Origin of the sequence: Microcystis sp. T1-4 (assembly GCF_000297435.1) — a bacterium.
Taxonomy (GTDB): domain Bacteria; phylum Cyanobacteriota; class Cyanobacteriia; order Cyanobacteriales; family Microcystaceae; genus Microcystis.
Genome location: NZ_CAIP01000379.1, coordinates 1 through 15,120, shown reverse-complemented (window position 1 = coordinate 15,120; position 15,120 = coordinate 1). Strand labels below are relative to the sequence as shown.

Below are 15,120 nucleotides of genomic sequence, written 5' to 3'. Positions count from 1 at the left end.
AAGAAAACATGGGTGTATAAACCAGCGATTAGGGATAAACTATAGAAAAACCAATCTTTTTTCGGTTGCGAAGAGTCAAGAGCTTTGAGAAATAACCAGCTAGAAAGTATCGAACAGAAAACATATAGGCCGTATTCCCAAATTCCTAGAGCATAACCGGTAAACCGCGGGGAAAAGAAGATAAGTGTAGCGGCAATTAAAGCGGCGTTTTTATTTTTAAATAAGGTCAAAGCTAAATGGTAAAAACTCCATAAAATACCAAACCAAATAATTACCGAAAATCCCCTTAATACTAGATAAGAATTGCCCAATAATCTTGCTAAAAACCAGAGGAAAATATAATAGAGAGGTAGATCGTAATTCGAGCTAGTATAAAGAGAGGCTAAGGTATCGGGAAACCCTTTCACAGAATTAACCCCTTGAAATTGCCAGAGTTGTTCTGTAGATTTAATTTGTCCGTCGAAGAGATAGTTAATTAACTGTTCGGTTCTGTTACCAGAAAGATGTAGTAAGACCAAAGATTCATCGTGCCAAACATAGCTATAGTAGGCGAGATGGACAAAATAGAAAATATTGACAATAATCAATAAACCGAAAGCAAATATAACCCCAGATTGACGGGTAAGCATAATTATCTCGATCCTGCTAAAAATCACTAATTACTGTTGACTAACTCCTGCTTAATCACTCTAGAATTTTGATGGGCAAGGGGTAAGGTAAACCAAAACTGTGAGCCAACCAGCGGGGTACTTTTTACCCCAATTCTCCCAGAGTGAGCCTCGATAATTTGCCGACATTGGTAGGAACCTAAACCGATTCCCGTTAGGTGTTGATTATGAAGATTTCTTACATATAAATGGAAAAGATGTTGACATTGTTCCTCATCCATGCCAATGCCATTATCGCTTAAAGTGCAGTAGAGCATATCTTGGTCAATACGAGCATCTAAAGCTAATTGAATCGGTGAAGGATTATGTTTTAAGGCATTATTTAATAATTGTTCAAAAACACTTCTTAGCTGACAAGGATCGGCATCAATAGCGGGTAAGTCATCGGGGAGAAGATTAATAAACGTAGCTTGATATAAATCAAAATCTTTTTGCCAATCTTTCAGCCAAATTTCCACCTGTTTTTTTAGAGATAGAGGTTGACGATGCAAGATTAAAGGCCGTTCTTCAGCAAAATGATTTTCTGATAAAGCATTAATTAAAGTTAATTGTCGATCGCAACTACGCACCACCTGATCGAGCATTGTTCGCGAGATAGTTACTTTTTCTGTTTGCCGACACTGTAAATTTTTTAATAACATCACTAATCCCATAATCGAGGTGCGAAGATCGTGGGATACTGCCTGTAAAAAAACCGTTTTCATTTCGTATAAACGCTGAATTTCCCGAACTTTTTCCCGCAGTTCCAGGGTTCTGGCCGCTACTTGCTGTTCTAAATTATTATTCAAGCTTTGCACCCTCTGATATAGTTGCGCTTGGCCGATAGCGATACAAACTTGGGTGGCTAACTGTTCTAATAATTTGACCTCGCTTTTTTGCCAATGACGAGGATGGGAATATTGATGAACCACTAAAGCGCCTAAATGTTGATGATTAACCTTTAGAGGTAAAACTAAAGAGGATTTAACTTGCAGGTATTCATAATAACCCTTGAGAGTGGGCAGCGTTTGCACCTTAGCGGTATTATCAGCAATAATTAACTTATCTAAAGAAAATAATTGTCCCAATTCTTCCAGTAATTCTGGTTCGGGAAACCAACCCATGAGCGAGGGAATCTGGGGACGACGGGACTCGGCGATTACCTTAGACCCCCCCCCCTCTTGACAGTGACCGATATAGACTTGATCGGCATCGAGAAAATTTCTGATTTCCTCAACAATGGTATTTAAAACCTGATCTATATCTAAAGATTGATGGACTTTTAAAGCAACTTGTGTTAGTAAATGTTCTCGTTCTAAAGTTTCATTTAAAGCTCGATCGATCTGTTGTCTTTCGCTAATCGCCGCCGATAAAAACAGCGAAGTTGACATGACAATGACTAAAAAGATTTGTAAGATCAAGACACCTCTGGTATAATCGGGAGCCTGTAGGATAAAAGGGCTGACTCCCCCGGCCAATCCCATCAAAGCTAAAATAGATACTAAAAAATTGGCTATTACCGCTCCCCAGGTCTGAAAACGCATAGCAGCCCAAACCACAAAGGGAAAAGGGAGATATTCAAGATACTGCACCATGCTCCAATCGGGGTTAAGAAAATTCTGTTGACCACCAAAAACCACGGAAGTCACCACCGTTAGCAAACTCAGACAAAGTAAGGCCTCGCCAAGGCGTTGGGGTTGCCGTGGTTCCCGCAGGGAGTGACGCTGGAAGCAAAAACGCAACAGCAGCGGCGTGGTCATTAAGATCCCCGTACTATCTCCGAGCCAGATAATGCCCCAAGACTGTCCAAATTGCCGCCAATCCCAAGTATTTAGCCAACTACGGGCAAAAGTATCGATAGTGGCATTGACTGCCGAGGCTAATAGGGCCGCTAAAAATACCAGTAAAAGGATATCGCGAATACGCTGTAAAGTGGCGGAAAATCTCAGATAATGCAAGAATTGCGCCCCTAACAGGGCTGATAAACTGCTCCCGATTGCCGAAAATAGAGCTATGGGCCAACTGGCCCCTAAAAGGAAGGTAAGAAGCAAATCCCCGATAAAAACGCCTAAAACTAGCCTTTTTCCCCCTAAAAAAACAGCAGTCAAGCCAATACCAGCACTCATCCAAATTGGGGCAGGTCGCGACCCTAAATTTAAGCAGAGATAGCCTAGCCAACCAACACCCAGATAAACCAGGGCAACAAGCACAATTTTAGACCGATCTGATGAAATCCGTAGCATTTTCAGTTATCAGTTATCAGTTATCAGTTATCAGTCATCAGTTATCAGTTATCAGTTATCAGTTATCAGTTATCAGTCATCAGTTATCAGTTATCAGTTATTAGGTTTAAGTTTTCAATTTTCAATAAATTTAGTATCTTTCACTGGTCACTGGTCACTGGTCACTGGTTACTGGTCACTGTTTACTGATCACTGGTCACTGGTCATGGGTCACTAAATCACTGTTAATCCATCTCCAGATTGCCTAAACTAGGAGTAGTTCTGCCTCATGCAGATGGGTGAAAACCGTACATTTTCCCGTTAGGAATCAAAGATCATGCGGATTTTAATTGTTGAAGACGATCCTTTAATGCAGTTAGGTTTAGAACAAGCGCTCGGTGAACAGCCGGATTTTGAGATCGTCGGTCAAGCTAGTGATGGTCTGGCAGCGGTACAATTAGCCCTATCCCTACGGCCCGATTTAGTGGTCATGGACATCGGTTTACCCCGTCTCGATGGCATTGCGGCAACTAAACAGATTAAGGAGGGTTTAGCTAATGTTCATGTGGTCATGCTCACTTCCCACACTCTCCAACAGGAAGTGATCGCAGCTCTGGCCAGTGGTGCTGATGCCTATTGTATCAAGGGAGCGAGTCTCGATCGCCTTTTGGCCGCTATTGAAGCAGCTAAGGACGGGGCCACCTATTTAGACCCTCAAATTGCCCGTTTAGTCATGGATAATCTCAAACCGCCAGCAGTGCAACCTAATCCCAATCTAGCACTTTTATCGGAGCGAGAAATGGAAGTTTTAAAGTTAATTGTTGAAGGCAAAAGTAACGCTGAAATCGCCGAACAACTTTATTTAAGCACCAATACGATTAAAACCCATGTGCGGGGAATTATGAATAAATTAGCCGTGGACGACCGAGTACAAGCGGCCGTCATTGCCCTGCGATCCGGTATTGTTTAAGGAGAAAATGGCGATTTACCCACAGGAATATTCTACCTCAATTGCTACTGCTACAATTGCTCAAAAAATCCCTTGAATAATTTATAATAATTGATCGACCTATCTCTGTTGGACAAACCATGACTATCGCTGAAAGCTTACCCCTAGTCGATTCCCATGTCAACCCTGAGATAATCTTCCCAGAAGGCGAATTTTGGAGTGATGAACCACCCTTGGAAAGTAACCTACATCTACAACAAATTATTTTACTAATTCAGTGTTTAGAATGGTGGTGGCGCGAGCGAGAAGATTATTTTGCCGCCGGCAATTTAACCATTTATTACAGTCCCAACCAGAAAAAGTCAGAATTCTTCCGTGGTCCTGATTTTTTCGTCGTTTTGGGGACAAATCCCAATCCCAACCGCAGAAGTTGGGTAATTTGGCGAGAAGAGGGCAAATATCCCAATTTAATTATCGAAATTCTTTCCGATAGTACCGCCAAAGTTGACCGAGAGGAGAAAAAACAAATTTATCAAGATATATTTCGCACTCCCGATTATTTTTGGTTTGACCCAGAAAGCCTAGAATTTGAAGGATTTACCCTAATTAGCGGTCAATATCAACCGATTACCCCCAATCATCAGGGACGGCTCTGGAGTCAACAATTAGGCTTATATTTGGGTTTATCCGCCAATAAATTGCGCTATTTTACCCCCGAAGGAGAATTAGTCCCCACTCCCGCAGAAGCGGCACAACAGGCAGAAAATCGGGCTGTGGAGGCAGAAAATCGGGTTTTAGAGGCAGAAAATCGGGCTGTGGAGGCAGAAAACCAAGTCGAGCAAGAAAAGCAAAAAGCGGCGAAATTAGCGGCTAAACTGCGGGAATTGGGCATAGATGCCGAGGAAAATCTCTAATCTCCTTTTGTTATTTAATAACGCTATTTTCGGTGAAAGGTGAGGGTATTTGGTGTCATTTAGAGGCTGAATAGTTGACTAATCGCAGAAAGCTCCGCGCAAGCGTAAATTTTGCCGCAATTCCTCGGTCATACCCACGTTATCGGCAAACTTTGCCCCCTTCACTTTTGCCCCGCTAAAATTCGCTTGAGTGATATTGACTTCAACCAAATTAGCTCCTTCTAAATTGGAGCCGATTAAATTAGCTAAAGCCAAACTAGAACGATAAAAATCAGCATAACTTAAATCGGCATTAGCTAATAAGGCTCCGCTTAAATCCGCTCCCTTAAAACTAGCATGACTGCCGTTAATTTCACTTAAATCAGCATCGGTTAAATTTGCCCCCCGCAGATTCGCTTGATAGAGATTAGCCATGCCTAAAGATATACCACTTAATTCCGCTGCTAGAAGATTTGCCCCAGTAAAATCCGTCAGGGGATTGAGTTCAGCTAATTGGGCTAATTCCCGAAAATCATCAGTAACAGCAGCATAAATTCCCTCGATTTGTGTCTGCAATTTCTCGAAATTTTCTGATGCTGCTGGTTGCGGTTCAACTAGAACAGTATCTAATTCTACTTGGGATGACCCTAAAGAAATACGACTCAAAAAAGCATCAAATTGATTTTCCATCAGGAAAAATGCTAACTTTCGCTCTAAAATACTATGTTTATTGGGACTTATATCATGTTTCCATAATCCCGATGTTTCCGTGATACAGATATCGGCAGCCGTCAGGGAAAATTGCACCGTCAGATGATAAGTTTCTTCCTCCACACTCACGGTTCCTAGGTTAATTCTTTCGAGCGCTCCTGTAAATATTGACTGAGGACTTTTGAACGATAACCGCCATTGATGATTATTAATACAATTTATGTATAACTCTTGACTAGAAAGAGGATTTGGTGTTAGGTGACAATTAACTAAAACAAAATCTAATTTTCCTCCTTTTAGTCCCCATTTGATTTCCCCAGCCAGGAGAGATTGAATTTGAGCTTGTAGGTGTAAAGTTAAATATAAATCAAATTTTTGCGAGTCGGTGGCTACTGGTTCTAGGGTTAACGATACACTATCGGGATAGCGATCGAAGGCAGCTAAAAGACGCATAATCTAAAAGAGAAAAGCTAAAATAAACAGTAAAAAAGTGGTGTTTCTCTGGCCCCAAAGCCGAGAACTCACCCCTATTTAAAACAATAGCTGATTTTCTCGATCCTCGCTGAACATTTCTTCAGCGATCGCTGAATGATTGCCGAAGAAAATCAAGGTTAAATTAGTTGACTTTCTCTTTTGGCTCTTCTAGGTTCTGTGTGATCAGTTTAACTTACAATATGATCGATCAATCTTTGTGTCCTTTGTGTCTTTGTGGTTCGTTCCACTCACTCGCCAGCAGGACTGTATCCTAGAATACATTTTACCCACCAAACCTGGGAGAGCCCTCTTTTTTGCCAATATTGCCGTCCGCATTAAAAAACATCGGCAAAAAGCGTTCCATAAACATTTGTGGATCCCGATTCCAGGCTTTTCGGGCCGCTTCTACCCGGAATAATTGCAATTTCGGGTCGAGAAGGGATTGGGGTAAACGTTCCATCAGATATTGAGGACGTTGCCAGAGCGGCATAGTGGCGGCGATTTCCATTAAATGACCGAAGCGGCGCAATTCTGCCCCCAGGGTGATATCCATACCCGATTCATAGGCGGCCTGTTCGATCGCCGAGTATTTAGCCTTAGCTTTTTCGACTTTTTGCCGATGTTCGGGGCTTTTTTGGGCAATTTTGGCTAACCAACGATTACCCCAACGCACATGGCCCGCTTCTTCGGGAAAGATTTTGGCGATCGTGTCCCGAATTTTCAGATTTTCTGGGGTTTGTTCCCCTGCTTTGAGGGCATAAATATGGGCGGCAAAGTATTCGCATCCCCGTTTTTCCGTGACGTTAATTGCCGCTAGGGCCGCAATCAGTCCATCTTCCCTTTGTTCTTCGCCTTGGAATTGGTCTTGATCGAGAAGACGTTCAAATTCGTCGATATAGGACAACCCCGGCGGTTTCCCCACATCGGCCCCCAATTCGATTAATAAATCGGTTAACCAGTAAGCATGGCGGGCCTCATCGGCGACGTGATGGGAAAGCTCCTGGATCAGTTCTTTTGGTTGTCCGTCTAAGGTTTCGATCAGTTCGGTCAGGTCTTTACAGCTACGTTGTTCGTTGTAGCGGTAACGATTGAGGGTGACAAGATGAATTTCGCGATCGCTAATGACACGCTTCATGATGTCGCGAGCGCTCATCGTCTTCTTGAATTTACGAGGGTAAGCAACGGTCATGATTTTGTATCGTTTTGTTAACGGCTTCCCGTATTCTAACGGAGTTTTTCCCCAATCTGGCAAGGGAGCGGGGAGCTTTTTTCAGTGATCAGTAAACAGTAATCAGTCAACTGAAAGCTTACATCTGATAACTGATCACTGATGCAAGTGGGAAACAAAATTAGGTGGTGAAGAAAAGATATTTGTCAGGAGAGTCACCATCATCAATGCTACCGAATCCCTAGCCAATGCCTTAAAAACCACTAAATCCCGTGGCACCTAGATAGACTTCCCTCCAGTGGGGACGACGATAATCTGGGTTAAAATAAATATTCCCGTGGCGGCAATTTTAAATTCTCCTGCTAATTTTACCTGTTTAAGCACCACCACAAAATGCCCCCCTTCAGGAATTTTATCGGGAATTTGACTTCTGTTGATCATGGGCTGGACTCCCCCGTTGTAACCGCAACTTAAACCTGCTTCTAGGCTGATTTCTTCCTGTTGCTGGTCGGGATGGGGAACGTATATGATAAATTGATAGGAGTCCCGCCAAGTATTGCTGATCGCTTCTTGGTTTTCTTCTTGATAATCCTGGCAAACCTTGCCTAGTTCTTGACCTACTTAGCTATCTTGATCGCAGATATTGACAAGGACATATTAATTACTCCCTGCTCAAATCTTGTCTCTCCTAATACATTCATTTTCTCTCATTCCCTACGCCCAATTAGTATTATTCAATCACGGGTAAATTAGTATTTATGTCAAGTTTTTAACAATTTTTTCGGAAAAAAGCTTAAATTATTTTAAGTAATTTGTCAGTTTATTACAAATAGACCTCTTGTAAAAATCAAAAATTGTTGTTAGGGTTAGGAGTCAGTAGCCAGTAGTCAGTAGTCAGGAGAATTAAGAATGAATAATAATCAGTTAAATGGTCTATTTACAGACTTTATGCCATTTAATCCTTATTTTTGCCGTTTTTGAACCCTGAAAAATTAATTATGCAAGAGGTTTAATCTATGTCAAAATACGATCACTAAACTGTTCCGCAGTTCCGTCGTTCCCGAAAAGAAAAACTTTGTACTTCACCATTAAGATAACTGCTATAGTATCAAGGAAACCTAGAATTGTCTATGAACACATTTACTACCCATCAAATTGTTAGTTTATTCTGCAAAAATCGAACTTTATACGGAGAAGTAATTCAGGTGATCGAAAGTCGTTCGGCTCTTTGGGTGCGTCCTCTTTGGTTAATTTCATCCGATAATTTTGAGACAATTGATGTACGGGAAGGTTCCGATTTAATCCTGCCGATGGACTTATTTAACCCCGCCTTAGATACGGAAGTTTTACCCCTATTCTCCCAAGTTATCAAAGATAATTATATCGCTAATATTTCCTATCCTCTCCAGGACTTTGTGCAGAAAGTTTGTCAAAATTATCCCGAATATTTTCAGAAAAATCTATGATTGACGAAGGCTACGTTAAATACAATTGTACTTGAATTTCTGACCGTCCCTTAATAAGCTCAGAGATTGCGGAATTAAATTATTGGCGCAATCGTCTCTATCGACTGGGATTAATCGGTCAATACGATAACGGAATCGGTTTTGGTAATGTGAGTCAACGAGGAAAAATAGACAAAGAAATCATTATTTCTGGCACTAACACCGGGGGAATCCCCGTATTAAATGAATCCCATTACACCACGGTTATAGACTACGATTGGAGAGAAAATCGGGTCACTTGTCGGGGAACAATCGCCGCTTCTTCAGAAACTCTCACCCATGGAGCGATTTATGAAGCGAATCCCCAGATTAATGGGGTGATTCATATTCACCATCGCCAGCTGTGGCAAAATTTGATGTATCGAGTGCCGACCACTCAAGAAAATATTGCCTATGGAACCCCAGAAATGGCCGCAGAAATTATCCGTTTATGCCAAGAAGATCGTCTAGAGGAGCAACAAATTTTAGTGATGAGTGGTCATGAAGAAGGAATTATCGCCTTTGGTCAAGATTTAGCAAAAGCGGGCAATTTATTGTTATCCTATTACTGGCAATTGCAATCATCTTGAAAGTGACCTCCTTTCCAACTCACCGCTGGGGGTGCAAAAGTGGTTTTAATTTAGTCCTTTTCATGTTAACTTATTCTGTAGATTTTCGTCTTTGAGGAATGCCATCGTGATCGACATCTTCCATCATCTATCTGTCTCAATCGATTTTTCGCCTCTTACCAATGTCTTGATGACTATTTCGGAGCAAGACGTGGATATCATCGGGAATTTCCAGAAATCCTTCTCAAATTTTGTCAAAACTGGGCAAGCATGGGCCCTATTAATCGGTTTGATTGTCGGTTATATGTTTCGAGGTTTTACTTCTTATTAACCTGAGTTCCGGTTAAGTAGATTGAGATAAAACCCAGTCCATCGGTTGGGAGAGCTTCTTGTTAGCGATCGCCTGTTAACCAAGGAGTTGAGAATCCAGAGTTGGCCAAGGTTTTCCCACAATCTGGTCAAAATTCGCAATCTGAAGAAGATGTTTTAATCGATTAGATTTAATATTCATGAGCAAATCCACAAAAATTGTCATCAAAACCAAGGTTAAACCAGCATTACTGGCGCAGATTGATGGGTTAGCGCAGGCGCAAAATCAGTCAATTTCTCAATTGATGCTGGCGGCTTTAAATCAATATCTTGATCTGGCAGAGAATCGACCTACTGCAACTGATTCATTGCAGATTATTCAAGCTGAATTGAAGTTATTGCAAGCTAAAATTAATAAGATTGATCAATTCAAACAAGAGGTTGATTCTCTATCATTTCGCTTAAACAATCTCGAACAACTCCTGTCGCCCCTGCAATCTCAGCAGTCTTTAACATTAGCTGCTGCTAATTTTTCCGCTGCTGTCGATTTTATTGGGGAATTAGATGAGGATGACATAGATGACGAACCAGATGAGATTTTAACCGATTTTGTTCCATGAATTGTAATTGCGGTTTTCTTTTTTTTGTTAACCAAAAATATTCCGTAGGGGCGCATTGCGTGCGCCCATAACTCTAGTTCCTAGCCAAATGGTAACGCCAAATTAAATCTAACATTGTCAAGTTAAGATGCCATGAAAAAATTGATTAAAATAGAATTCGTTTTGATAGCAAAATATAATCAGTTTACGAGGAATCCAAGAGAGAGAAGATTCGATAGATTCTGATTTTAATAAGCTTTCTTTATCAATTCTTGTTGGCTTTTTATTAAGTCTTTGTCTGTGCGCTGGAATATTTTTAATGGTAACAAAGCAAAATTTATAATCTTTTAAAAAATCTTCTTCCTCCCAAAATATTTTACCAATTGTGCGACAATACTTGAATAAGCCTAAGGAGCATTTAAGTTGAGCAATAATGTCACTATTACTATCCTTGCCTGATTTTAGCTCTAGGAAAATAACATATTTACCTTGATATTTACCTTCCTCTTGTTCTACTAAAAGAATATAATCAGCGCGTTTACATTCATTCTTGTTATTTTTAAAAATTGCTTTAGGTGGAGGAAAAATATCCGATTTAACAACAAATACAGATACAGTATCAGGGATAGAGTGAATCTTAACAGAATAAGAGTTTTTGTCATCAGTTTCTGTTAAAATGACCTGCTTCTTACCATGATCACCTGTACTAGGTTTAACTATTGCATCATCTACAATTAACTCAAATAAAATTTTATAGTCTCTTGCTTTTCTGTCGGGCAAAAATTCCCGCAATTGAGCCAGCAGAACTAATCTGACTCTCGTATTTTTTACTAATAAAATCTGATTCACTAATCAAGAGTTCAACTTCAAAATTAGCCCCTTTAAATTTATCAATACTGGCGGCAAAAATGGTAGATAGATTTTTTGAATATTCTTGACAAGCTTTTGATAAAGCTTCAGGATAGTTTTTAAAATAATCCAAGAGATTTAAGTTAATAGAACCTTCCCTGAGTAATTGATTAATACATTTGTCTGGTATTGTAAATACTATTCTTTTTTTCCAAAAATACAAAAAACCAAACAGCGCATAAGTAGCATAGGTTTTGCCAGTATTATTATTGCCACAAATAATAGTTAAATCACCAAGCTCAAATTCAGCTTGTTTTAATATTCCTAGATTTTTAAGTTTAATTTTTCTTGCTTGTTTAGACATGATAGTAAATTGGGCATTGTCCAATGATAAGCTGTTCGTAATTTAAATTGCTTGTTGAGACGAGGCAAGAGGCAAGAGGCAACAGTAAAGAGATTGGAGGAGATTCGGCTAATCGAAGAATAAGCAGTTTAAATACGTCTTAGCTTAATCAGTTGCACTCAGCCTATTATCACCGAATTTATTATGAGATGTAGTTAAAGGTAGGTGGCCAGTTTTCGTTATTTTGTGCTTTCCATTCTTTAAATACTTCTGGTTCCTCTCCTTTGACAATGTACTTCATCGTGGTTTTCTTTCCTCTCTGCGAATCATAAGTTCTAGGCGAGTGAGTTCTGAATCCGTTGCGCTTTTAATCATCTCATGTAATCGATTCAATTCTGGATTTTTGGCTCTCCCAGCTTTGGTGGGTAAAATGTATTTTAAGATACATTTCTCAAGAGCGAGGGGGTGGAACGAACCACAAAGACACAAAGGACACAAAGATCGATCAATCCTATGTCAATTAAACTTATCACACAGAACCTAGTGGTTTGTTTCAGCTAATTTGGTGTATTAGAAAAATGCTATAAATTCTATAATCTAAGACTTTAAGCCGAAATCTATTGCCCTATTTTAGCTGAAACAGTCCACTAGAAGAGCCGATTTTTTAGCTTATCTATCGGCTCGACTGGGAAAATAGGCAAACTTTGACCTCCTTGCTCGATTTCTAGGGGAATAACTGTTGGTAAAACCTCCTCTAAAAGTGAGAAAAGATTTGGGCTTAGTTCTAAAGGGGCAATAGATAATCAGTCTTTAATAACTGGATTTAGGATTAGATAGTCAACAGCTTAGTAAATTTACGCTAGGGGCAAGGGGGGGCGGGGGAGATTCAGCTAATCTAAAGATAAGGGGTTAAAATGGGTCTTAGCTTAAAACCCTACACCCCAGACCCTGCCACCACGAAAAACTGTTTCGGCAAACCCTAGCTAGGGACTAAATTTGCACCTGTCTGAGATGACGACGGGGATCGGTGCTACGCTGAGATTTAATTTTCTCGTATAATTCCCGTTCGATCGCCGTTAACTCTTTGGGAGTATCGATGACAATTTTGACTAATTGATCGCCGCGTTGTCCTTTATTATCGATCCAACCTTTGCCTCGTAAGCGCAGGGATTGACCGGAACGAATACCGGCGGGAATTTTTACCGTCACCAGGCCATCGGGGGTAGGAACTTCAATCGCTGTGCCTAAAACCGCCTCATCGGGAGTAATCGGCACTTCACAGGTTAAATTATCGCCTTCAAAAGCAAAGAAAGGATGGGGTTCTAATTCCACATCGAGAAATAGATCTCCCCGTTGTTTACTCAAGGGATCGATTAGTCCTTTACCCCGTACCCGGAGACGATTACCGGTTTTAGTTCCTGGGGGGATTTTGATATCGATCATTTCTCCGGCTAAATTAACCCGTTTTTGTACTCCTCGTAAAGCTTCCGCAAAAGTCAGACGCAGTTTAGCGGTGGAGATACCAGAAGTGACGGATTGCGGTGCAGTACGAGAGCCGGCAAAGTCGTTAAAATTGCTAAAATCGCCAAATCCTCTCCCCGGAGTCCCGTAGGAATGGGAACCGGGGCGAGTACCGCCGGAGCGCCCCATGCGACCGAGCAGTTCATTGATAAAATCATCAAAGGTGTTGTACTGGCTAAAGTCAAAACCGTCCGAACCAAAGTCAACCCCCCCATTACCCGGCCAATTTGATCGCCCAGCCTGTTGCCAATATTGTCCAAATTGATCGTATTTTTGGCGTTTTTCGCTATCGGAGAGGACTTCGTAAGCTTCGCTAATTTCTTTAAAACGTTCTTCGGCGCTTTTATCGTTAGGATTGCGATCGGGATGATATTTGACGGCTAATTTACGAAAAGCTTTTTTTATTTCTTCAGCGCTGGCAGTTTTACCTACTCCCAGAACGGCATAATAATCTTTATAATCTGCGGCAGGCATCGATACGCTATCTCCTTAGCAATGAGGATTCAGTCGGAATATTCCTAATCTAACTTAATTTTATCGTTGTCAGGCTTGAATCAGTGATCAGTGATCGGTGAACAGTAACCAGTAACCGGTGATCAGTGAAAATAAAGTGCCAAAGTTTTCACTTAACACTATCTACTTAAAACTCCAATCTGATAACTGATAACTGATAACTGATCACTGAAAGGGAAATTGCCGACGACGACGATACCAAGTTCCTACAGCTACTAACAGAGCAATAAGGGTAAAAGCCACCATCAGGGGCAATATATCGCCTTTTCCTAAAGATTTTAAACCCGCACCCATCATGACAAAGGGTAAAATTCCGGGGACAGTGCCTAATAAAGTACCGATGAAATAATCGCGAAAACGGATAGAAGTTAATCCCGCAACAAAGTTAACGATACCGTAGGGAATAATCGGTAATAGACGGATAGCAAACATATAAAATAGGCCGCCTTGCTGCATTTCTGCATCGATCGCTTGCCATTTTCCCTGAAATTTTTTGGCGGTATATTCCCGGCCGATAGTACGGGTAAAAGCAAAGGCAACTATAGCGGCCACCAAAGCGGCGATCGTTGTCCAAACTGTTCCCATAACTACCCCAAAGATCGCCCCACCACTGAGGTTTAAGGGGGTAGAAGGCAGAATTAAAATTGTCCCGATCGTATAGAGAATAATATACAAAATGGGGGCTATAATTCCCATTTGTTTTAACCAGATCTGTAATTGTTGGGAGTCGATACCACCGAGCAGATAAACTCCCATCGCTGTGGCGATAATACAAATTATGGTTAGGATAATAACACTACTTTTAGTTTTAGACATTTAACGGCAATTTTGGGCTAAGTTCGGGTTGCAAAACATAAGATGCAGCTAGGGGCTATATTTCCCTATTGCCAAAAATATAGCAGAAATCGACTAAGAATCGCTCTCGATCTCAATATTAGCCGGCTGCCCGATCCGTCCCCAAATTACCCCCGATATCGGTTTGGGTAGTTCAGTTAATCTCCTGGCAAACCACGATCGAAAAACCATTGACTTTATAGTTATCGGCAATTACTGTCCCTTGATCCACAGACCAACAATTATAATTGGTTTCTGCCCAAGCTGCCGTGTCAATAATTCTTACCCAACGATAATTATTGGATGGGGAGGGAAGACGAAAATCCACCAGCAGATGATACATATTAATTAACACCAGAAAATCGTGATCACCGACGGCACTACCATCAATTAAAAACCAAATACAGCGATCATCGGCAGTTAACTCGCTAACCCCATCGGGTTTTTTAAATAAATAGGTGACATCATTGCCCGCATCGAGAACCAGATCCCCATAGCGGTGCTGTTTAAGTGCTGTATGATTCTGTCTTAAGTGAGCAATATAAGCGGCAAAAATAAATAAAGGATTGCGTTCTTCTTGATTAGTTCCCGTGCCAAAATTATTGTGATAAGCTTCCCGATAACCGGTGGGCAGTAGATGGGGTGAACGGGTGGCAATCATATCATAATTATTCCAAGTGGCCACACTATCAATATTGTAGGGATTATTATTACCATTTTGGCTGCGGCCAAATTCATCACCCCAGACAGTCATGGGAACACCGCGAGATAAAAATTGAATCGTCCAAAAGTTGCGTAATCTTTGGCGACGTAAAGCCTGATCACCCCCAGAATCCCAAGAATCGTTATTATTATTGCCGCCATCGGAAGGACCAAAGGGCCAGGGAGTGAGGTTATTTTTGTGGTTATAACTGACCAAATCCATCAGGGTAAAACCATCGTGGGCAACAATAAAATCGATCGATTTTTGTGGTCCGCCTTGGTCATTAAAATTGCGATAATCTCCGTTCACCTGTTCGATGAATTTAAAAGTAT

General features: G+C 40.9%; 15 protein-coding genes and 1 pseudogene. 6 read left to right on the top strand and 10 right to left on the bottom strand.

What is annotated here, in order from left to right; translation table 11 throughout:
• A partial coding sequence (locus tag MICAI_RS17710) for a glycosyltransferase family 39 protein (protein ID WP_039900476.1) occupies nucleotides 1-629 on the bottom strand: 629 nt, incomplete at its 3' end.
• Nucleotides 630-655: 26 nt separating this feature from the next.
• Entirely contained in the window at nucleotides 656-2,890 is a 2,235-nt protein-coding gene (locus MICAI_RS17705; protein ID WP_008205396.1) for a sensor histidine kinase, read from the bottom strand.
• 316 nt (nucleotides 2,891-3,206) lie between these two features.
• On the opposite strand from MICAI_RS17705, the gene MICAI_RS17700 reads away from it, so the two are divergent.
• Together MICAI_RS17700 and MICAI_RS17695 are read left to right on the top strand one after the other, a co-directional pair.
• A complete protein-coding gene (locus tag MICAI_RS17700; RefSeq protein ID WP_008205394.1) occupies nucleotides 3,207-3,839 on the top strand; it encodes a response regulator in 633 nt (210 codons plus the stop codon).
• A 119-nt stretch (nucleotides 3,840-3,958) separates the two neighbouring features.
• A complete protein-coding gene (locus MICAI_RS17695; RefSeq protein ID WP_008205392.1) occupies nucleotides 3,959-4,732 on the top strand; it encodes a Uma2 family endonuclease in 774 nt (257 codons plus the stop codon).
• Nucleotides 4,733-4,810: 78 nt separating this feature from the next.
• On the opposite strand, the gene MICAI_RS17690 is transcribed toward MICAI_RS17695, so the two are convergent.
• The 3 genes from MICAI_RS17690 to MICAI_RS26555 all read right to left on the bottom strand — a co-directional run bounded on the left by MICAI_RS17690 (nucleotide 4,811) and on the right by MICAI_RS26555 (nucleotide 7,505).
• Nucleotides 4,811-5,875, bottom strand: a complete 1,065-nt coding sequence (locus MICAI_RS17690; protein WP_008205390.1) for a pentapeptide repeat-containing protein — start codon at nucleotides 5,873-5,875, stop codon at nucleotides 4,811-4,813.
• A gap of 304 nt (nucleotides 5,876-6,179) precedes the next feature.
• Entirely contained in the window at nucleotides 6,180-7,085 is a 906-nt protein-coding gene (locus MICAI_RS17685) for a ferritin-like domain-containing protein (protein ID WP_008205388.1), read from the bottom strand.
• A 258-nt stretch (nucleotides 7,086-7,343) separates the two neighbouring features.
• Complete coding sequence (locus tag MICAI_RS26555; protein ID WP_008205386.1) at nucleotides 7,344-7,505, bottom strand: hypothetical protein; 162 nt, start codon at nucleotides 7,503-7,505, stop codon at nucleotides 7,344-7,346.
• 689 nt (nucleotides 7,506-8,194) lie between these two features.
• On the opposite strand from MICAI_RS26555, the gene MICAI_RS17675 reads away from it, so the two are divergent.
• From MICAI_RS17675 to MICAI_RS17660, 4 genes are all read left to right on the top strand, one after another.
• Nucleotides 8,195-8,530: a hypothetical protein gene (locus MICAI_RS17675; RefSeq protein ID WP_008205385.1), complete on the top strand. Its 336-nt coding sequence runs from the start codon at nucleotides 8,195-8,197 to the stop codon at nucleotides 8,528-8,530.
• A gap of 35 nt (nucleotides 8,531-8,565) precedes the next feature.
• Entirely contained in the window at nucleotides 8,566-9,138 is a 573-nt protein-coding gene (locus MICAI_RS17670; protein WP_232306230.1) for a class II aldolase/adducin family protein, read from the top strand.
• A gap of 169 nt (nucleotides 9,139-9,307) precedes the next feature.
• Nucleotides 9,308-9,448: a hypothetical protein gene (locus MICAI_RS17665; RefSeq protein WP_232306229.1), complete on the top strand. Its 141-nt coding sequence runs from the start codon at nucleotides 9,308-9,310 to the stop codon at nucleotides 9,446-9,448.
• Nucleotides 9,449-9,626: 178 nt separating this feature from the next.
• Nucleotides 9,627-10,046, top strand: a complete 420-nt coding sequence (locus tag MICAI_RS17660) for a ribbon-helix-helix protein, CopG family (protein ID WP_008205378.1) — start codon at nucleotides 9,627-9,629, stop codon at nucleotides 10,044-10,046.
• Nucleotides 10,047-10,163: 117 nt separating this feature from the next.
• On the opposite strand, the gene MICAI_RS17655 is transcribed toward MICAI_RS17660, so the two are convergent.
• The 5 genes and pseudogenes from MICAI_RS17655 to MICAI_RS17635 all read right to left on the bottom strand — a co-directional run.
• Nucleotides 10,164-10,805, bottom strand: a complete 642-nt coding sequence (locus MICAI_RS17655) for a hypothetical protein (protein ID WP_039900475.1) — start codon at nucleotides 10,803-10,805, stop codon at nucleotides 10,164-10,166.
• The gene (locus MICAI_RS17650) at nucleotides 10,777-11,238 is read right to left on the bottom strand and encodes an AAA family ATPase (RefSeq protein WP_008205373.1); all 462 of its coding nucleotides are present in this window, start codon (nucleotides 11,236-11,238) and stop codon (nucleotides 10,777-10,779) included. The genes MICAI_RS17655 and MICAI_RS17650 overlap by 29 nt, the downstream gene beginning before the upstream one ends.
• A 969-nt stretch (nucleotides 11,239-12,207) precedes the next feature.
• Nucleotides 12,208-13,212 carry a DnaJ C-terminal domain-containing protein gene (locus tag MICAI_RS17645; RefSeq protein WP_008205371.1) on the bottom strand — a complete coding sequence of 335 codons (1,005 nt, stop codon included), beginning with the start codon at nucleotides 13,210-13,212 and terminating at the stop codon, nucleotides 12,208-12,210.
• 204 nt (nucleotides 13,213-13,416) lie between these two features.
• Complete coding sequence (locus MICAI_RS17640) at nucleotides 13,417-14,067, bottom strand: TVP38/TMEM64 family protein (protein ID WP_008205369.1); 651 nt, start codon at nucleotides 14,065-14,067, stop codon at nucleotides 13,417-13,419.
• Nucleotides 14,068-14,239: 172 nt separating this feature from the next.
• Nucleotides 14,240-15,120, bottom strand: a pseudogene (locus MICAI_RS17635) (glycogen-debranching protein); the annotation flags it as partial.